Annotated in this window: 19 protein-coding genes and 1 pseudogene; 6 read left to right on the forward strand and 14 right to left on the reverse strand. The window is 59.1% G+C overall.

All coding sequences use genetic code 11. From position 1 onward, the window contains the following. The first annotated feature begins 182 nt into the window (after positions 1 to 182). On the forward strand, positions 183 to 722 hold the full coding sequence (locus tag NKH67_RS18930; RefSeq protein ID WP_353031515.1) for an SET domain-containing protein-lysine N-methyltransferase: 540 nt from the start codon (positions 183 to 185) through the stop codon (positions 720 to 722). Between the two features lie 23 nt (positions 723 to 745). Here NKH67_RS18930 and NKH67_RS18935 read toward each other — a convergent pair whose 3' ends face one another. After that, positions 746 to 1090, reverse strand: a complete 345-nt coding sequence (locus NKH67_RS18935) for a hypothetical protein (RefSeq protein WP_353031517.1) — start codon at positions 1088 to 1090, stop codon at positions 746 to 748. A gap of 242 nt (positions 1091 to 1332) precedes the next feature. Between NKH67_RS18935 and NKH67_RS18940 the strand changes: the two genes are divergently transcribed. The 5 genes and pseudogenes from NKH67_RS18940 to NKH67_RS18960 all read left to right on the forward strand — a co-directional run. Next, the gene (locus NKH67_RS18940) at positions 1333 to 2502 is read left to right on the forward strand and encodes a TlpA disulfide reductase family protein (RefSeq protein ID WP_502893772.1); all 1170 of its coding nucleotides are present in this window, start codon (positions 1333 to 1335) and stop codon (positions 2500 to 2502) included. 108 nt (positions 2503 to 2610) lie between these two features. After that, the gene (locus NKH67_RS18945) at positions 2611 to 2799 is read left to right on the forward strand and encodes a hypothetical protein (RefSeq protein ID WP_353031521.1); all 189 of its coding nucleotides are present in this window, start codon (positions 2611 to 2613) and stop codon (positions 2797 to 2799) included. 1266 nt (positions 2800 to 4065) lie between these two features. Further along, the gene (locus tag NKH67_RS18950) at positions 4066 to 4794 is read left to right on the forward strand and encodes an SDR family NAD(P)-dependent oxidoreductase (RefSeq protein WP_353031523.1); all 729 of its coding nucleotides are present in this window, start codon (positions 4066 to 4068) and stop codon (positions 4792 to 4794) included. 206 nt (positions 4795 to 5000) lie between these two features. Further along, positions 5001 to 6227 (forward strand): ATP-grasp domain-containing protein, encoded by a 1227-nt coding sequence (locus NKH67_RS18955; protein WP_353031525.1) that lies wholly within the window; start codon positions 5001 to 5003, stop codon positions 6225 to 6227. A gap of 1505 nt (positions 6228 to 7732) precedes the next feature. Further along, positions 7733 to 7939 (forward strand): annotated as a pseudogene (locus tag NKH67_RS18960) (asparagine synthase-related protein); the annotation flags it as partial. On the opposite strand, the gene NKH67_RS18965 reads toward NKH67_RS18960, so the two are convergent. From NKH67_RS18965 to nifK, 13 genes are all read right to left on the reverse strand, one after another. Further along, a complete protein-coding gene (locus NKH67_RS18965) occupies positions 7906 to 8229 on the reverse strand; it encodes an exopolysaccharide production repressor protein (RefSeq protein WP_353031527.1) in 324 nt (107 codons plus the stop codon). The pseudogene NKH67_RS18960 and the gene NKH67_RS18965 sit on opposite strands and share 34 nt — an antisense overlap. Positions 8230 to 8256: 27 nt before the next feature. Next, entirely contained in the window at positions 8257 to 8577 is a 321-nt protein-coding gene (gene fdxB, locus NKH67_RS18970; RefSeq protein ID WP_352485057.1) for a ferredoxin III, nif-specific, read from the reverse strand. After that, positions 8574 to 8777 carry a CCE_0567 family metalloprotein gene (locus NKH67_RS18975; protein ID WP_353031529.1) on the reverse strand — a complete coding sequence of 68 codons (204 nt, stop codon included), beginning with the start codon at positions 8775 to 8777 and terminating at the stop codon, positions 8574 to 8576. Before NKH67_RS18975 ends, fdxB begins: the two co-directional genes overlap by 4 nt. 25 nt (positions 8778 to 8802) lie before the next feature. Beyond that, positions 8803 to 9270 (reverse strand): NifX-associated nitrogen fixation protein, encoded by a 468-nt coding sequence (locus NKH67_RS18980; protein WP_353031531.1) that lies wholly within the window; start codon positions 9268 to 9270, stop codon positions 8803 to 8805. A 332-nt stretch (positions 9271 to 9602) separates the two neighbouring features. Beyond that, positions 9603 to 10772 (reverse strand): TlpA disulfide reductase family protein, encoded by a 1170-nt coding sequence (locus NKH67_RS18985; protein ID WP_353031533.1) that lies wholly within the window; start codon positions 10770 to 10772, stop codon positions 9603 to 9605. Between the two features lie 468 nt (positions 10773 to 11240). Next, complete coding sequence (locus NKH67_RS18990; protein ID WP_353031623.1) at positions 11241 to 11378, reverse strand: hypothetical protein; 138 nt, start codon at positions 11376 to 11378, stop codon at positions 11241 to 11243. A 732-nt stretch (positions 11379 to 12110) separates the two neighbouring features. Beyond that, the gene (locus NKH67_RS18995; RefSeq protein ID WP_353031535.1) at positions 12111 to 12644 is read right to left on the reverse strand and encodes a universal stress protein; all 534 of its coding nucleotides are present in this window, start codon (positions 12642 to 12644) and stop codon (positions 12111 to 12113) included. A gap of 455 nt (positions 12645 to 13099) precedes the next feature. Then, on the reverse strand, positions 13100 to 13876 hold the full coding sequence (locus NKH67_RS19000) for a response regulator transcription factor (protein WP_353031537.1): 777 nt from the start codon (positions 13874 to 13876) through the stop codon (positions 13100 to 13102). Positions 13877 to 13903: 27 nt separating this feature from the next. Beyond that, entirely contained in the window at positions 13904 to 14383 is a 480-nt protein-coding gene (locus tag NKH67_RS19005) for a NifX-associated nitrogen fixation protein (protein WP_352516022.1), read from the reverse strand. 17 nt (positions 14384 to 14400) lie between these two features. After that, the gene (nifX, locus tag NKH67_RS19010) at positions 14401 to 14898 is read right to left on the reverse strand and encodes a nitrogen fixation protein NifX (protein ID WP_352872957.1); all 498 of its coding nucleotides are present in this window, start codon (positions 14896 to 14898) and stop codon (positions 14401 to 14403) included. Then, entirely contained in the window at positions 14864 to 16246 is a 1383-nt protein-coding gene (gene nifN / locus NKH67_RS19015) for a nitrogenase iron-molybdenum cofactor biosynthesis protein NifN (protein WP_352872959.1), read from the reverse strand. The genes nifX and nifN overlap by 35 nt, the downstream gene beginning before the upstream one ends. Before the next feature lie 8 nt (positions 16247 to 16254). Further along, positions 16255 to 17745 carry a nitrogenase iron-molybdenum cofactor biosynthesis protein NifE gene (gene nifE, locus NKH67_RS19020; RefSeq protein ID WP_353031539.1) on the reverse strand — a complete coding sequence of 497 codons (1491 nt, stop codon included), beginning with the start codon at positions 17743 to 17745 and terminating at the stop codon, positions 16255 to 16257. A 56-nt stretch (positions 17746 to 17801) separates the two neighbouring features. Next, entirely contained in the window at positions 17802 to 19343 is a 1542-nt protein-coding gene (nifK, locus tag NKH67_RS19025; RefSeq protein ID WP_352466635.1) for a nitrogenase molybdenum-iron protein subunit beta, read from the reverse strand. Between the last annotated feature and the right edge of the window lie 44 nt (positions 19344 to 19387).

Genomic DNA, 19387 nt, shown 5'->3' on the forward strand with positions numbered 1-19387 from the left:
ACGCTACATGCCAGGTCTGAGTAAGATCCCTTTGCGGCAATTGGGCATCGGCATCCACAGTTCGTATGCCTCAGCAGTACTTGGAAAAGTAAAGAATGACGCTTCAGAAAACAGAGTGTGTATTCTCTGCAAGATTTAAGAATCTCTCAGCAGAAACTAGCCTTGGATGGAAAGAATAGGCCATGTCGAATAACCACTTAAACAAAATCTTGTCTATTTTGACGGATGATGTCGCCTGCGCAAAGCAGCTCAATGACCGTAGCGTAAGAATCCTCAGCACGGGTGGCGATAGAGGGCGCGGGGTATTCGCCGCTCGCGATTTCCTGCCGGGGGAAATTGTTATCACAGGGCTAATTGAACGCATGGAGAGGACACGAACGACGAATTCGTTTCAATTGGACTGGAATGTCCATGCTCTCTTTCAGGAGCCGGCTGTCATTGTGAATCATTCTTGTGATCCAAACTTAGCGATTGTGCCTAATCGCTTCGGGGCCTACGACTTTGTTGCTGTTCAGGATATCTCTTCTGGCGCCGAAGTGACGTGGAACTACGCTACATCGGAATTCGAGTGCATCGGAGTATCGGTATGTCTGTGTTCATCGAGAAATTGCCAGGGTTCAGCCGGAGGCTTCTCCGCGTTGCCTCGTGATCATCCTATGCTCGTGTCCGGATTCTACGCACCATACCTCAAGAAAACCCGGGGCACCTTCCAAGAGAGATAGGGCTGCTTCCAACGTTGGTGGATTCATAGCAGCACCTGGAAGGGTGCAACACCCGAGTGGACGGTGTCCATCATTTGCTTGTGGTGTTGACTGAAAGGACGCCGATGATTCGTAAATGCATCAATTTGAACGGTTCGCTGTTTGACTGAATCCGATCCCTCCATGAAAGGCGGTGGAGGGCCCAAACGTGAAGCAGTGAAACGCGTCAAAACCTCGTTGCCGCTTTTCACGCCGCGAGCCCGGGACACAAGAGCATTCAGGTACTGCTGGGCCATCGCAGTGAGGGCGACGACTCTATATGCCCAGACCGACAGCCGCTTGCAAAATGTCGGGTGCAAAACAAACACTGGCAAAAATGTCAGCTTCATTACATCCGTCACTCTTGGGGCACATGGATGTTTTTCAGGGTAATTATGCAGTCACTGGGCGTTCAGCACGCTGGCACGGCTTTTGCTAAATTGAAGTGCAGCAAAACTGATTGACGGCTGACCGCATCGAAGCCCGCAGGACGAGCGATGCCCCTTCCTTTTCGTCGGCCCCCGTGCCCCGTCTTTCAGGGAACAGCTTGCCCATAAAGGCGCGCAACTTTGGTATGGCGTTGGAGAGCAATATGGTATTGCAGATGGAGTCGCCGGCTCCTTCGATCAAAGTGGAGACTTGGCTGCGCGGCGAGCCCATCGCACACTTCCAGCCCAGCAAAGTGTACGTCGTCGAATTTTGGGCAACCGGGAGCGAACCATGTGCGGCGGCGATGCGCCATCTGATACAGTTGCAGGAAAAGTTTAGAGACAGCGGACTCGAGGTCGTCGGAGTCGCGGCTCATGAACGCGCCTCATCGGCCGTTGAGGCGCGAGCCAAGCTGGACGCGTGGTTGACCGAAAAGTGCTCGAATCTGAATTTTCCGATCGCGTTCGACTACACAGGCGAAATGACAAAGCTTTGGATGGAAGCCAGCTCTTCTGTCGGAGTTCCGACCTCGTTCGTGATCGACCTAGACGGCCGTATCGCCTTTATGGGTCACCCGACGGAACTTGATGAGATCTTGCCGAAAGTGCTCAACGGCAGCTGGCGCACCAGCGACGCAGCGAAAGCCGCCGACTCGAAGCAGATCGCCGATAGAGAGCTCACAGCACGCGAACAAGCGTTGAACAAGTCAATCAATAAGAGATTTTGGGCGGCAGTGAGGAAAGAGGACTGGAAGACGGCACTCTCGGCAGTCGAAGAGGGCACCGCCTTGATGGAGGGCGATATCAATTTCCGCCTTGCTCATGCGCATCTATTGCTTCACAGGATGCACGACATGCGGACCGGGTTGCCTGTCATACGCCAATTGGTTCGCGACGCGATCAGCCGAAACTCCGAGCATTGGCTGCTGGCAACACTAGACCAACTCTTCGGTCCGGCGCATGACCACTCGCACTTTCCTTCTCATGAGCGCTTCGCGCTCGGCAAAGAGCTCGTCGAGCATATCCTGGCACTCAATCCACCGCAAGGCGACGGCCACAAGTTCCGGGCTTATCCGGCGGTCGCTCGATACTATCACGAGAGCGGCAACCAAAATCGCGCGATCGAATTAATCGAGATGGCACTGAAGTCGCTGGACCGTCCGGGGCCTATCCTGGACGAGCTGAAACAGTACCTTCTACCAAGTTTGCTTCAGGCCCTGGCCAACTACAAGGGTAAGAAGGTTTGCTACGACGCTTTCTGTGCAGCTCCGCAATGCACTTTGCCGAAGGTGCCAAAGCGTGGCCGCCCGAGGAGAAAACATAGAAAGGATTGATAGCCGGAATGGCTTACCGGCCAATTCGCTCATTTCCCTGGCGTGGCCGCAGCAACTAGGGTCGTGCCGCGGCGGGCCCATCGCTTGCGGCAGGTTCAAAAACTTGCCATGACCTTAACAACCGGCTCGAGCACCTGCGCGATCCCGCTCTCAAGCGCCGCCCAAGCGCCTTGGAGCCGGCTCGATGCCGACATCCTGCTGCTCGACAAACGCATTGTCCACTCCATTGGCCGATCCCGCTTGGCTTATAGCGACCGCCTGCTGCTTTCCACGCCCAGTGTCTGCCCGGTCCTGTAGCGCCACGCCCTCAGCGCGGGCCCTTCATAGAGTCGTTTTCGCTGCGTTCCGCCAGCGCCCGCGCGCCAAGGGCAAGCAGGCAAAGGTGGTCATCGCGCGACGCGAAAGCTCATCACGATCCTCGACGAAGTTCTGCGGACTAACAAGCCTTGGCACTCAGCATCGACATGAAAACACGGTTGCTTACCTGCCTGTCGGCTGAGCCGTGGTTTCCCTGCGTTACAATCGCTACGCCCCAAGTCGATGGCCTTGTGGGATTTTCCAGTCCGACTCAAGGACAAAAAAACACGCCACTTCGAAAGCCTCAAAGCGACGAGCGCCGAGACAAACTGTCGGTTTTGTCGACTCGGTGACGCTGTGGCGTTTGGCTGCAGCTGACGCACTCTCATCTAAGGCTTTGAATAATAACTAGAAGTTCTTTTAACGTCTTGATGCCCACTTGGCACGACTTTTGAGTGTTCCTAATAGCAGGCAGCAGGAACTGCCGACGTCGGAGGCCGAAAGCGCTCAGCGCATTTGCCGGCACTTGGCCAGAGGAAGCCTGATGGACCAGACGATGACTTTTGCGGCAAATGGCGAAACTCGGGCGCCCGACGCGAAGCTGCCGGAGAAAGAATCGCCTAGTTCGCTCTACCGGTTGATACACTGGCTGTTTGCCGGCGTCTTTCTTGAACGAAATGAATTGTTGTGTGCGTGCTATGATCAGCAAGCTTCGCCTCTCGTTTGGGCGTTACGCCAAGCCTTCTTCCGACTTAGGCGGTGCACGTGCCGGAACATGCCATCGCAATGCTGGACGAAACCGACTCCCAACACCGGACCAATCTACACCATCTTTTTGCGCGACGTTTTTGGAGCCTTAGCTAGATCATACTGGGAGGGTTCAGGCACCGAACTGAGAAGAGGTTTTAGCGCGGATTCTCGGGTTACCACTCAAATTGACTTCGGACATCGAGTGGCGGCGCCAGACCGGTCTCGTGCGATGTGCGCATGGCCGTCAGATCAGCCCACCAAGCCGTCGGCTCTGATCAAGAAACTTATCTTTATTGTCGGGTATCCCAGGCTGCAGGCGGTCGGCTACAAGGTGTCCGCACGGGAGGCAGACCTGCCACCGTTCATCCTACGCTCGCTCAGGAGGATGCTTAGGGCAGTCGTCGAATCGCGGACCCGGGGGATGGGTCCCGATCACGCGCGAGAAGGTGTCTGGGTCAACCCGGCTTGCCCAGCCCGCGGCGCGCTTGTCCAGGGGAACCGCGAAAGGGCAGTCGCATGAGTCGCTTTGCCGGGAAAGTCGCCCTGGTGACTGGGGCCAGCAGCGGCATTGGGGCGGCAATCGCCGACAGGCTCGCCAGCGACGGTGCCAGGGTCTTTTCGGTTCAACTTGAAGAGACCGGTCATCTAGAAACGATAGTCGCTGACCTTTGCGACTCCGGCGTTCCGGACCTGGCCATTGACCACGTCATTCAACAAGCCGGCCGGCTCGATATCCTCGTCAACAACGCGGGACGTATGGTTGAAGCGAGGGTAGATGAGATGGGGCTGCACGAATGGCGACGCACAATGGCGCTCAATCTTGATGCTCCTTTCCTGCTGATTCGCCACGCAATGCCTCACCTTCGCAAAAGCCGCGGCGCCATCGTTAATATCGGCTCGATAGAAGGATTGGCTTCTAACCCCGGGCACGCTGCCTATTGTGCCTCAAAGGCAGGGCTGCATGGCCTGACGCGCGCCGTGGCGGTCGACGGCGGGCCGGAGGGGGTGCGTTGCAATAGCGTGGCTCCTGGCTGGATCGATACGGATTTCAACGTCAAGTTCATCCACGCTTTGCCCGAGCAGGCGCGCGGGAGGCTGGGTGCCATTCATCCATTGGGCCGAACCGGCCGTGTTGAGGAAGTCGCGGCTATGGTCGCATGGATCGCCTCGGATGAGGCTTCATTCGTCAGCGGCCAGACCTTCGTCGTGGACGGTGGCCGCACGGCCAAGCTAAGTCTTCCATGAAAGGTAAGTCGTCTACCGACTCGGGCTGGCTCGTGGAACGCCATTCTCCCGCCGGATGATGAGGGGCGCCCGGCTTTTGAGGACAGTCCCTTGCGATCCGCGGGTATCGGTTTCCCTGCCTTCACCGCCAAGTCTGAGATTAGGTACGGATGCCTGCTTACGCTCGTGGCCGCCGCAACAGCACGCAACATCGGAGTCCATAGCCCGTGGGAAGAAAAGCGCTCATACTGATTGAAGGTCATAGGGGTAATGGTCCGCTCCACATTCAAGCGGCTCAGCGTCTCGGTCTCCATCCAATTACCCTGGCGGTAAATCCCGCTCAGTACGAATATCTTGGGGCGGAAAGCGTCGACGCTATTCCTATCGATACAAGCAATATCGATGCGCTGATCCGCGAATGCTACCGGCTGCGTATAACCTACGACATTGCTGGAATTACTGGATTTGCGGGCGACGACGTGTCAGTTTCCGCGACAGTTGGTAAGCTCTGCCGGCACTTCGGTCTACCGGGACCGAACCCTGCGTCGATTGAACAATGCTGCGACAAATTCGCTCAACGTCAGCTTCTCTCGGAGGCTGGCGTTTCAGTACCTGCGTATCACATGGCAGCGAACGCGATGGAGGTGGAGAGCTTTGCGAATGATATCGGACTGCCGGTAGTCGTCAAGGGCAGCGGAAGCACCGGCGCCAGATTGTGCAGAAATCTCAAAGATTTAGCGGAACATACAGCCAGTCTGTTGGGTGTGAATCACATGGCGCGTTCTTCGCCGCGGATACTAGTCGAAGAATTAACACAGGGTCCCCACTATAGCATTAACATGATGGGAAATGAGGTGATTGGAATTGCCGCCCTTTACTTCAGTCGACCACTGGATCTCATCTGTCGCGAGTGCACCTATCCGGCTATGCTGAGTGAAGACGAGCATGATAGTATTGCCAATGTTTCGCTGAATTGTTTGAGGGCACTCGGCCTTGGCTGGGGGCCAACGAACATTGAACTCCGGTTGACGAAGCGTGGTCCAGTTGTGATTGGAGTCAGCCCGCACCTTCCAGCTTCGCCTGCTCCTGAATTGGTTCAGCTGGTTTACCGCGTGGATCTCGTGACCGAGCACATCAAACTTGTGACTGGTGCCCAAAGGAGTTTGCGCAGAAGCCCGACGAACACCGCGGCCGCACGGTTCCTGGTTCCTGATCTCGATGGCACCCTCGATTGGATCGATGGCGACAGTCGGGCGGCTGCTGTCTCAGGCATCGCCGAGGTCGAGTTCTATATCGAACCCAAGACGCGAGTCCCCAAGAAAGGCGGCCATCGAGAATGCATCGGACATGTCATCGCCGTTTCATCCAATCATGCTCAGACCCAGACGACACTTCAGCGTGCCGCCGATTTAATCCATTGGTCGATCACACCACATTCGGACCTTGGTGAATAGGAGCACCCTGCGCTCTTCCTGGTGCCTTGGCTCCGGACTTATGGATACCATTGCCACCCTACCGAACGAAAACCCCGTGCCGGCGCTTCCCGTTCCAAGCGTGGCCATGTCGACACCGAACGCGCGCGACAGCCCGGTTCGAGAAAACTTGTGTTTGCGCATGACGAACCTAAGCTGTTGAAGCAGTGGTATCTTCGGCTACTAACGCAACAGCCTCTTGTGCAAGTTGCGAGAGAGGCGGTAGCCGACCCGTTGGAGGCCCCCGCCAGAATAATCCGGCTCTGGGCCCCAGGCGGGCGACGAGAGGGGCGCCAGTAGGGTGCCCAGATACTTGAAGTGGCTGACCTGGAGTTAATCGAGTGCGATGCCTGGATACCAAGTCGACCTGCCGATCCAGGAACAGTGCCCCTTGCCCAATTTGCTCGTGTATCTGATACGCAAAGCTCAAAATAGACGGTTCCAGAACCGACCCCAATGCAAGAGAGCTCCACTTGTCTTGTTCCTATAGGTGTTTCCCAAGTAGGCGACATGTTCGCGGCCAATATAGCCCATAGCCTTTGGGCTTACGGGGGTATTCTCGAGCCGCGGTCCTGGCCGGATGTGCGAGAGTTTGTGCTCGCGTTCGTGTGTCGGGTGTGAAGCCCGAGGATCCCAGCCAGTGACGCGATCAACAGTCATGCCGGACATGCTTCGTTGGCGGGATCGACCCATATCCTAGTTCCGCCCGGCTCGATGACCGCGTCGCCGTCAGCGAGATGCTTTCCAATCGATTCCGTATCCTAATCCGGCGCAGCCGCCCGCCTCGACCATGATGCGCCGACCTTCGGCCGGGCTTGGCGGCCAGCGAGAGCGCGGTCTTAAATGCGGCGACAGCATTTTCGGTGAGCCTGATCATAGGACGACACCCGGTGATGCGTTCGGAAAGTCTCCGCATCGAACGTGCCAGAAAGGAAATTACATTAAAGCAATGCGTTAGCAGATTTGTGTTCCTGTCGGGTATCCGACATTGAGGGAAACCGTGCGCCGGCGGCCGATTTGCACCTCGTTGTCCTTTGCCGGCAGGCTACTAGAGCAGCTCCGCACCGGAAATTCCTCTTAGGGAGGGCCAGCAACCAATGGTTTACGGACTGCGGCGCGGAATAACGGCTCTGCCATCTCCTCGCGGCGCGGATTTCGATGAGCTGATCTGCGTTCAAACGCTCTGAACTCTTCATCTCAATCGACAAGAGTTCATGCATCCTGCAGATGCATTGCATCGAAACAATCGATTTGACGACGAGTAACGGACATGAAAAGACGCCGCATCGGAAGCCAACAAGGATGTCTCTCCCATCGTGCGGAAGATGGAGGCGAAATCCTCCTGAATCTGATGCCGCCGGAGCACACACTCGATGTAATCCGCATGCCGTCTTAAACATCACTCGGGGCGGCTACCTCGACGAGCAGTACCGCAGGGCACTTGCGGAAGTACCCGCCCTGACCGGGCCGGCCTCGGCCGATCCGCACGAGAGGTCTGCTATCTCTTTCTCACGCGTCACCTGCCGACGCTGCTCGACCGCAAGGACCGGATGAGCATGGCTTTGGGTCTCGACGTGCGGGTCCCTTTCTGCGACCACCGCCTTGTTGAGTACGTGTTCGGCACCCATGGGCGCACAAGACTTTCGACGGGCGGGGCGCCTCAAGGCAGCAGCAGCGACATGGCCCGCATTTGATCGCGCTGGAGCAAATCTGCGGATTCATTCGTCACCTCATCAAGGTCTGGCGGCTCGGATCCAACTTCCCTGCAACTGCTGAAATGCTCAGCCCTTTGCCCAGATTCGCGAGCGAAACCCGACCGCCAGATCAGAAAGAGCACGCTACCGAAATACGCCAGCTGAAGGAGCAGCAACCAAGCCACCGTTGTGACGACTACTGCCCGGATAGAATGAGAAGCGAAGTAGACAGCCAAAGCGTTGCTGAACAGGACGAGCCACAGGACGCGATGGAAGATTCTAAAGGGCAACGCCGTTCTCCTGGTTTTTCCGCCAGATCATGCAGCGACCTGGTCGGCCGCAACATGCGTCTGGCAGTTCTTCGGGCAGACGCGGGCGCAGGCTCCGCAGCCGACGCAGCGGCCGGCATGGTCGACGACCATGATCATGCGATTGAGCTCGCCATCGAAGTCGTCGTCGTCCTCGCCGTCGCAGGCGCCGAGGATTTCACCCGCGTCATCGACGCCGTAAAGATGCATGACCTCGCGCGAGCAGACTTTGAAACAGCGGCCGCAGCCGATGCAGGTCATGCCGTCTATAGCGGTGAGATATTCCGGCACCCATCCGGAGCCGTCGCGGGTGGTGAATGTGCTCGTCATCGTAACTTCTTCATTGCAGCGAGCTCTCTCTTGGCACCATCCAACTCGGCAAAAACGGCCGACGTTTCCTCGGCAACTTCCTCTATCTCCGCCCAGTTTCCCGGGAGATTCTCTGCAAGGTCGCGCAATTTCATCTTGGCAATTGCCGCGCGCAGCTGAAGCTTTCGGACTTTCTTCCCTATCTCATCTAGCTTTGACATAAATCCTTCCTCGAAATCGGTTTCTTCACGCCCGTGCCACGTCGGGATAGGCTTCGATGGCTGCAGTCGCATCGTCGACCAGTTTCGTACCGGCCTCCGCGAGCTTCCTGAACGTCTCGAAGCCGAACCGGTGGATGTCTCGACAGAGCGACCAACCGCCCGGCCGTAAAAAGCAATCGTCCGAAGCCCCCATGGGTTTCATCTCAATCGTTGGCGATGTCATCAGGCCGGAGCGCTCCTCGATCCTAAGCCCGACGGCCGTGTAGAACATATCGAGCCTCCACAGCAGGTCCGGATCGGGATCGCCGATGATGGGGATCGCACGGCGCTGTTTTCTGGTGATGATGAAGTCGCCCAGCAGTTCGGCGTCCGATTTGCCTTCCCGTGACCCGGAGGCATCCTGAGCACGGATCAGCCGCACGAGGCATCTGACAAAAGGCATGGCAAGGGCCGCCTCGTCCTCGTTGACAGCCGGGCTGACCGCATCAGACATTTCGCCTTCTCCTCATTTCAGTCCTCTTCCTCGAAGCACGATGTCTGTTTTCTGGGATGCCTACTTCGGGCACACTTGCGCAGCCGACGCCCGGCTCGGCGCGGCTGATTCCACGCAATTGATGTCCCTCTGGCCGACCTTGAACACGTCCTCGACTGCGAAGTCTTCCACGCTAATTCGCGTCGAACATCACTTCCGCCGCAATGCGGCCCGAGGCCATGAAGCGTCGAGCCTCGATCCTGCTGCAAACGATCGACCAAGTGCTGCATGGGCCCTCCTGCTGCGGTCACGCCAGGGAAATGGACGAATTGCCAGTAAGCCATTTCGACCAATTACCCTTTTTTATCTTTCCTCCTCGGCCGACCGCGCTTTGGCACCTTCGGGAAATTGTTTTGCGGAGCCGCAAAGAGAGCGCCGCAACAAACCTTCCCACCCCTGTACTTGGCGAGGGCCTGCAGCAAATCCGGCAGATGCTGCTCTTTCAGCTGGGCCGGGATAGGCTCCGGACCGTCCAGCGACGTCAGTGCCAGTTCGACCAACTCGATCGCGCGATCATTGTTGCCGTTCTCGTGATAGTACCGGGCGACCGCGGGATAGGACCGGAACTTAGGGCTGTCGCCTTGCGGGGGATTCAGCGCTAGGATGTGTTCGGACAGCTCCTTGCCCATCGCGAAGCGCTCAGCAGGGGGAAGGCGCGAATGGTCATTAGCCGGGTGGAAAAGTTGGTCTAGCGCCGAAACCATCCAGTCCTCGGAGTTTTTGTCGATCGCGTCGCGAACCAATTGGCGCATCACGGGCAAGCCGGTCCACATGTCTTGAATTTTGTGAAGCAACAAATGCGCATGAGCCAGGCGGAAATTGATGTCGTCCGGCATCAAGGCGATGCCCTCTTCGATCGCCCAGAGCGCCGTCTTCCAATCTTCTAACTTCACCGCCGCCCAGAATCTGTCATCGATCGGCTTCTTCAACGCTTGTTCACGTGCCATGGATTCGCTTCTGGCGATCCGTTCCGTATCGGCGGCTTTCGCTTTATCGCTGGTGCGCCAGCTGCCGTTGAGCACATTCGGCAAAATCTCATCGAGTTGCCCCGGACGACCAATAAAGGCGATGTGGCCGTCTCGGTCGACCACGAACGAAGCCGGAATCCCGGCGGAAAAGCTGGGTTTCATCCAAAGCTTGTTCATTTCGCCTGTGTAGTCGAACGCGATCCGATAGTTGAGATTCGGGCACTTTTCGGTCAACCACGCGTCCAACTTGGTGCGAGCCTCAACGGCCGTTGGAGCGTCTTCATTAGCCGCGACTCCGACGACCTCAAGTCCGCTGTCCCTGTATTTCTCCTGCAGCCGCATCAAATGGAGCATCTCCCCCACACACGGTCGGCACCAAGTTCCCCAAAATTCGACGATATAGACTTTGCCGGGCTGGAAGTTCGTAAGGGGCTTACCACGCAGCCAGTTCTCCACTCTGATCGAAGGAGCCGGTGACTCCATCCGCAACACCATTTTGCTCTCCAGAGCTGTTGCCGCAGGTTGCGCGACTTTATGCGGGCTTGTGTCCCTCTTAGAGAGGGGCACAAGGGCTCAAGGGAAGGAGAGCAGCTCTCGTCTCGCGCGCCTGCGTGCAGCCAGCTTTCCCTCAGTTGCCGCACCTCAATTCGCAAAGGCCGTGCCAGCGCGCTCAGCGCGCACTAAACCCATGATTAGCCGTTCAAAAGCCTCGATCTGCCAAGGTGGCCGGTTGTATTGAACCCAACATGTTTTCTGCCGCTGTCCGGTTTTGGACACGCATCACGCGCTTCGCCCCGCCAGAAAAGCGTGGCCACGAATGACTGAATAGGTATTCGGGCCAAGGGACGAGCAGATGAACATCAGGACTGCGTTGGCTGCCGCCAGGCTCGCCGTTATCGTCCGCTTCACGCCACCTGGCTTGAGTTCTTGCCGTTCCGGTCCCTCAGGCGGTAGCGGATCTCGCTATTCGCGATTGCAAGGGGCCGCTCCATCCGAGCGCGCCTGTGCCCCCTCGTCCGCCTTGCGATTGAATTCCTGGCTGGCGACATGGGAGTTGTTCACGACGAAGCCGGTCCAGCTGCGGCTCGCCAATACCGCCATCGTCAGATCGAGGATGATGATCGTTGCGAAAAGGCCAGGATGATTGCCGGCCTGTGCCGGCCGGTGAACTCTCCGGGGTTCCTGCTTTGTGCCTATATTTTCTGCGTTGCCTGTGCTCAGGCGCTGCAGGGACCGCCGGGTGCGAATGTGAGCGTTGTCGGAAGTTGACCAGCCCCAAAGACCGCTCGGTCGCCATGCGGGTCGGGACGGACCGATTGAAAACGCCGAAGATTCGGTCGTCCGCACCTAACCGCCTGCCATTCTAGACCATGCCAACGTGGATTTATGTGATCGATCCCGCCGACCGCGGCAGGAGCCCGACAGTTCCCACTCGAAGTTGTGGGCGTCGGCCACGGCACGGTCGTTGCGTTGTTAAGCCTACCCGGCCAGTAATGAGGAGATCGTGATAGCGCGTATACGATGCCGCTACGGGTCCGAGCTCGGTCGCGCTGAACGACCCTCTTTGACCTGACGCCGACCTGCGCCGTGATCGTGGCTGCAGTGAGGACTGCCCATACCTCTGCCCGGCCGTTGGGCTCAGCATCACGGGCCAACCTCGGGCGAGCAGAACCACTAGAGGCGTGCGCGGATGTTCTCGGGCGGCGCGGTGCAGATTGGCTCCGAGAAGCTTCGCGAACCTGCACGTTTGCCGCGATCTTTCTCTGACTTGGCATCAGGATATTGACCCAGTGAGTAGAGCTTCGAACAGCGTCGGTGCTGCTTCGGAACCCGTCAGCGAGCCAAAAACAGCGGCAATGGCGGCTTCCCAACTATCCATCTCGTCACGCCACCGAAGAGCCGCTCGCGCAGCCGGCGACTGCCGTAAGCGCCCATGACTATCATGTCGGCAGACGTGTCGATTGCGTGCTGCGCGAGCACCATAGCCACCGGTTTGCCGGCGCTCGCCAGCCGGTCAACCGACACCCGAGCACCGTGCCGAGTGAGATAGGCAGCCATGTCGGCTCCCGGCTCGGCGCCGTTTCCGGTGCAGGTCGCCTCCGGATCGACTAGTGCGACACGAACTTCCTCAGCACCGGCTAGCAGATCCAGCGCTTCCCGAACCGAACGGGACGCCTCGACTCGCGAATCCCAGCCGACCAGCACGCGCCGTGGCGACAGAGTCGCCTCAGCGCCCTCCGGCACGACAAGCACCGGCTTTCCGGTATCGAACAGGCTGCCGTTGATAACTAGGGGTCCGAGGTTAATGTCGTTGAGAAGTGCGGGGCCGACGATTGTCAGGTCGTTGCAGAGCGCCCGCTGTCGCACCGCGTCACCGACGCTGGCCTGATCGCAACTGGCAATATCGACATCATAGCACCGCCACGTGGCTCTAAGCAGTTTGTGAATTTCCCTGGATGTTTTTTCCAGACTGGCTATGTCCTGTGAAAATCTCTCGATTTGCCTGTACCGTTTTTCCAGTGCGGCAATGGCGTGTGCGCGTTGTCTGGGCCATTCGGGGATGCCATCACCTAGCGGCGGAGGCGACATAACGAGAGGCGGAGGCGACATAATCAGGACGGACAAATGTGCGCCGACCTCGGCGCACAAGCTCGCAGCTGTTCTGACGTCCCGATCGGAGTGGTCAGCTCCCGCTACACTGAGTAGGCTTTTGAAGGCCATTTGAATGCTTCCCCTGAGTTAGTCGCGCTCATAGCTCGTTTCGAAGCCGCAAGACTTGCCTTCCAACTAAGATGGAGAGTGGCACACCATCCGTTCGCTATTCAGTCGTCCGGCTTCTCGAGCGAGTAGCCGGCAGACCTGACAGTACGAATGACGCTATTTGGCGAGGCCGCCTTCAGCGCCTTTCTGATCCGGCTGATATGTACGTCGACAGTGCGTTCACCGATATGGATATTGTCCGGCCAGGCCGCGTCGATCAGCTCGTCTCGGCTGAAGACCTTGCCGGGAGCCTCAAGAAATTGCCGCAGCAGGTTGAATTCGAGAGGTCCGAGATGGATGTCGTGGCCATTACCTCGAACCCGGTGAGCATCGAGCTTCATCTCAAGGCTGCCGCAACAGAGCCAGCTGCCGTTTTTTATCCCGTTTGAACCCGGCTGTGGCAGCGCCAGCTTCATCCGTAGACAGTCAAGCAGCTTGGCCGGCGCGAAGGGCCGCACAAAGCTCTCGTCAATACCAGCCTTCAAGAGATCGAGGTGCTGGTTCTCGGCGCCGGGCGCGATCAGCGCAATTACGGGCAGGCCGCCGGTCCGGGGCTCCCCCTTGAACCGGGCGCAGATTGTGGAGCCTGTCGCGCTTGCCGGCCCGCAGTCCAGCACGACCGCCTGGAGCTCCCGTTCATCGGCCAATGCAAGTGCTTCCTTCACCCCGCCTGCCGGCTCACTCGTGAAGCCGTCCACTCCCAGAATGTGGCTGAGGAACAGATACAACTCAGCATCTTGCGAACAGATCAGGACCAGTGGCTTCATCAGCGCTGCCCCAAGAACCACATCGGCCTCGATTGAGAGGGTTGGCCATCGCATGTCCTCAAGGCCTGACACGATCCCGTTGATCGAAAATCGGTTCCATCATGCCCGCGCCACCTCGGGATAGGCTTCAATGGCTGTGATCGCATCGCCGGCCAGTTGCGTGCCCGCCGCGGCGAGTTTCCAGAACGTCTCGAAGCCGAACCGATGGACGTCGCGCAGGGTCTTCGACAGAACGACCAACCGCCCGGCCGTGAGAAGCACGCGCCCAAAGCCCTCATGGCTCATCTCCATCATCGGCGATGCCATCAGGCCGGAGCGCTCCTCGATCGCAAGCCCGACGGCGGTGTAAAACATCTCGAGCCTCCACAGCACGTCCGGATCGGGATCGCCGATGATCGGGATCGTACGGCGCTGTTCCCTGGTGATGATGAAGTCGCCCAGCAGCTCGGCGTCCGATTTGCCTTCCCAAGACCCGTGGGAATCATGAGCCCGGACCAGCCGCACGAGACATTTGACGAACGGGGTGGCAAGGGCAGCCTCGTCTTCGGCGACAGCAGGGCTAACCACGGCGTCAGACATTTCGCCCACTCCTCATTTCAGTCCTCGTCCTCGAAGGACGGTTTCTGTTCGGCGACACCTGCCTGCGCCAGCACTTTGCGCAGCCAAGGGGGAGGACACGTCCTGAGCATCATCTGCGTGCGCAACAGCACCTCTTGGATGGTTTGGGGCTGCGGCACTTTGATCGGATGAATTTTTGCCGAAACAACCCTGGCTGCCGAAGGCCCGCCGATCGCCAGACAAAACAGGAGATGACATCCCTTCAGCGCCTCCACCTTCGGGGTGATGGGGTCATCGCCCTCAGTTCGATGCTTCCCGCTCTCGTCGGAAACGTCATCGAAGGCCACGGCTTCCACGAGATTCCACTCCTCGCGCGTCACGTCGTAGACAGCAAAGCGCCTGGCCGACCCGAAATGGGCGTTGATGTTCTTCATGTCCTGCGTGGCGATCGCCACGCGCAATGCGCCGGCTCGGCGTTCCGGCGTCGGTGCGTGAACCTCGTCAGTGACGAGCGAGAGGCGACGAACGGAGCTCATCTGGCATTTCTCGCTTACGGAGTGGATCAAGCGCCTCAGGCGTCGGCGCGTGCCGGTTGGCTTCAAAGATATTGGCAACCTCGAAGATCAGGTCGCGGGTCCCCTGATAGAGGATTGTGAGCTTGTGCTGGCTGCCGAGCCGGTCGAAGATCGGGAAGCCGACCCGCATGAGCGGAATGCCGAGGCGCTGCGCCGCCTGGCGGCCATGGGAATGGGTGACGAGAAGATCAGCGCCCGCGCCAAGAGTTTCCAAATCGCCGAGATCGCCGATCTGAACCGACTGCGCCGGTACTTCCTCCAAAATTTTCGACATGTCGGTCGTGGTGACCGCCGCCGCGATTTCGGAGCCCATTCCGATGAAGAAGCTCGCGAGTTGGTAGAGTTGGTCTGGTTCAGCAGCGATCGCAATTTTCTTGCCTCCAAAGTGGAAATGTCCGTCGAGCAACGCGTCCTGCAACTGCGCCCGGCGACGGCGCATCTCAGCCGGCGCCGCCGCGCCCGAAACCGCGCACAGCAGCGAGACGAACCGGTCTGCGTCCTTCAATCCAGTCAGCGACCGGAACAGCACGTAAGGCACGCCGGTCAACCTCTGCAGCAGCTCGGCCGGGCGGCGCATATGCTCACCGATGACGATGCATTGCTCGGCCGTGCCAAGCTCGCGGATATCCTCGACGCTGGTGCCGCCATAGGTGCTCGTGACCCAGCGGTCGGGCACCGTACCGTCGAGCGAGCCGGAGACGTCCGGCAGAATCACCGGCTTCAGTCCAAAGCTTTCAACCATCTCACGCAAATGCTCGATATCAGCCACAGTGAGGTTCCAGCCAGGCAGGATCACGATCTTCTTCGACTGCCGCGCCTGCTCGCCGGGCCGCGTAATCCTTTCGATCATCGCGGTGACAGCCTTGGCCCAGCCCTCTTCGATCGCGCCGTCGAAATCCGGTGTGTTGGCTAGCACCACCTCCGTACCCGCGAGTTCTTCCGTGCGCTTCAGCCTGATGTTGGCGATATCTCCTGCGCAGTCTTCGCCCCGGGTTTCCACCAGCGCCGTCGTGCAGACCCCGATCAGCGTTGGCTTTGTGCGGGCCTTGAGGTTGAGGATCGCCTCTTCCAGATGGTCTGCCCCGCCAAGGATCGTCGCCACCTCGTCCATCGCTGTTGTCTGCAAGGGGATGGCTTCCTTGAAATGCCGCACGAAGAGCACGAGCGCGAAGCTGGTGCACCCCTGGCTGCCGTGGAACAACGGCATCGCGCCGTCGACGCCAAGAAAGGCCAAGGCGGCACCCAGCGGCTGCGATGACTTCAGCGGATTGACCGCCGCCGCTTTGGTCTGGGGAAGGATGCGGACCATCGGCTTTCTCAACACTCGCCGAAATCGTCGGCCGTCGTGCCGGCGAATTCCTGGACAGCATGTAAGGTCGCGGTCTCATTTTTCGTGCTCGGCAGTTCCTCCCTCACCGCAGGCTGGCAATCCCATGGTGCCGGCTCCCGCACCTGGCACCAGATTGGGTTATGAATGGCGAGATCAATCTGGCGTATGAGTTCCACCATGCCGTCATAGCCGGCGTAAGGGTGTTGGCGCTCCTGGTTGATATCGAGCCAGGGTGTCTTGGCCTTCAGCGCGATGAATTGCGTGCGCCCGCCCGACAGCATGATATCGGCCTTGTGTTCTGAGAGCACGGCGTAAAGCTCGCGCGCTGCCATCTGCTCAAACATGTGGTTGTCGTCCTTGAGGATGTGCTTGATGCGCTCCTTGTCTTCGACTGTGGATTTCTTGACAGAGGTGCCGACGATCTCGATGCCGATCTCCATCAGCGCATGGACGACCGACCAGGACTTCACACCACCGGTATTGAGCAGCACGCGCTTGCCTTCGAGCCTTGGCCGGTAGGCCGCGAGCTTCGTCCATGCGATCGCCTCCTCATCTGCAATCAATGCCTCGGTGCGGCCGAGGATCTCCGGATCGGCACCCTTCTTCACGAGCAGCTGAGAGATCTGTCGGAGCGCTTCCGAGGTGTCGGTGATGCCGTAGAAGGAGCCCTCGAAGAACGGAATATCCCAGCGCTGCTCCATCTTGCGGGCGAGATTGATGAGCGCGGTCGAGCACACCATCATAGCCGCCCGGGCGCGGTGCGCGGAGGCAATGTCGAGGTAGCGCGCGTCGCCCGGAATGCAGGCGCGCACCCGGATGCCCAGCCGATCAAGGAGCGGCTTCACCAGCCAGAATTCGCCCGAGAGGTTGAATTCGCCAAGGATATTGATGTCGTAAGGGCCGGCATCGGCGGGCTCCACGGTGCCGATGACATGATCGAGCAACGCCTCGCCGGCAAGCTTGTTGCCAAGATTCTTGGAGCCGACGAAGCCCGGCGCATTGACCGGCACCACCGGCAGGCCGAACTTTTCCGCCGCGCGCTTACAGACGGCCTCGATGTCGTCGCCGATCAGCGCCGTAACACAGGTCGGATAGACGAAGATCGCCGGCGGCCCATACGCTTCCTTGATCTCGCGGATCGCTTTGAAAAGCTTCCGCTCGCCCTGGCCCATCACAACGTCGAGTTCGGTGAGGTCGGTGGTGAAGCTTGTGCGCCACAGCGTTGGCCCGGACGAAGCCGCACCGCGGTTGTCCCAGGAATTGCCCTCGCAGGCGAGCGGCGCATGGATCAAATGCGCAACGTCGGTGATCGGCTGCAGCACGATCTTGGCGCCATCGAAGGCACAGCCGCCGGCCGCCGCCCCGGGGGTCAGTGGCTTCGAACAGCCCTTTTTGCTCGCCTTGGCATCCTTGCCGCGGTTCTTCTCGCAGGCAGGCTCGTTGAAGACATCCTGGATTTTGGCTCTAAGCAAGGACATTGCGTCGGTCTCCAAAGTCCCTCGGGAAGACGACCGGCCAAAGCCGACCGTCACGCTTAGCGGGTGAGGTCATACGAATAGTCCGTCACGCCCGTCTCGCTTGTCTCGCGATCGAGCTTGTCGAAGATCTTGTCGAGGATCGTCGTCAGGACGCGCAACCCGCCTTGGTAGCCCATGAGCGCAAAGCGATGGTGATGGTGGCGGTCGAAGATCGGAAACGCCAGCCGGATCAGCGGCGTGCCCGTGTCGCGCTCCAGATACTTGCCATAGGAGTTGCCGATCAGCAGGTCCACCGGCTCGGTGAAGAGCAGCGAGCGCATCGCCCAGAGGTCCTTGCCCGCCCAGACTTGAGCATCCTTGCCGAAGGGCGAGGATGCAAGCAGTTCCTTCAGCTCCGCTTCCCAGGCCGAGGTGCCGTTGGTGGCGAGGCAATGGGTCGGCTCGCCGCCCGTCTCCATGATGAAGCGGGCCATGGCGTAGACAAAGTCCGGATCACCGTAGATGGCGTATTTCTTGCCGTGCAGCCAGGATTGGCTGTCCGCCATGGCGTCAACAAGTCGGCCGCGCTCCAGGCGGATTGCCTCGGGGATTTGCTTGCCGGAAATCGCGGAGACCTCCATCAAGAAGTCGTCGGTCGCCTGGACTCCGAGCGGGTAATGGAACGAGGCAGTCGCCTGCCCTACCCCCTCGCAATACTCCAGTGTTTTTCGGGTGTTGTAATGCTGTAGCGACAGCGTCGCCTCGGCGTTGAGTGCCTTCCTCACGTCTTCGATCTTCGTGCCGCCGTCATACATGCGGTATTCGCCGTCGGACGGCGTGTCGAACTGGTCAGAGGCGTCTTGGATGAAGGTATAGGACACGCCTATCAGATCGAGCAGGCGCTTGAGTTCCCGGTTGTTGCCAACACAGAAGCCGTCGAAACCCGGAATGACGTTGATGGTCCCCTCGGCTTCCGTTCGCTCCTCGCCTTTCCAGAAATGCTCCAAAATGCCCTTGACCGTTACGTCATAGCCATCGACATGGCTGCCGACGAAGGCCGGCGTGTGGGCGAAGGGCACGTCGAAGTCGCGCGGGACCGAGCCTTGGTCCTTGGCGTTCTCGATGAAGCTGTGCAGGTCGTCGCCAATGACCTCCGCCATACAAGTGGTCGAGACGGCGATCATCTTCGGGTCGTAGAGTTGGTACGTGTTGGCGAGCCCGTCAACCATGTTCTTCAGGCCACCGAACACTGCCGCGTCCTCGGTCATCGAGGAGGAAACTGCGGAAGCAGGCTCTTTGAAATGGCGCGACAGGTGCGAGCGGTAATAGGCCACGCAGCCCTGGCTGCCGTGGACGAAGGACATGGTTCGCTCGAAGCCCGCGGCCGCGAACACCGCGCCAAGCGGCTGGCAGGCCTTGGCGGGGTTCACGACAAGCGCTTCGCGAGCGAGGTTCTTTTCGCGGTATTCCCACGTCTTGGTGAATTCGCGTTGGTCGGTAACGACCTGGTCCGGGTGCGGACATTCGAAATTCAGCCTCTTCTCGGCGAGCATCTGCCTGTATTCCGGCTCGCGGAACAGGGGCGCATGGTCGAGAACTTTTTCAGCCGACTGCGGCATGGGTGGTTACCTCTTCTCCATCTGGCCCGCCATACGGCGGCACA

Source organism: Mesorhizobium sp. M0968, assembly GCF_040319065.1.
In the GTDB taxonomy this organism is placed as follows: domain Bacteria; phylum Pseudomonadota; class Alphaproteobacteria; order Rhizobiales; family Rhizobiaceae; genus Mesorhizobium.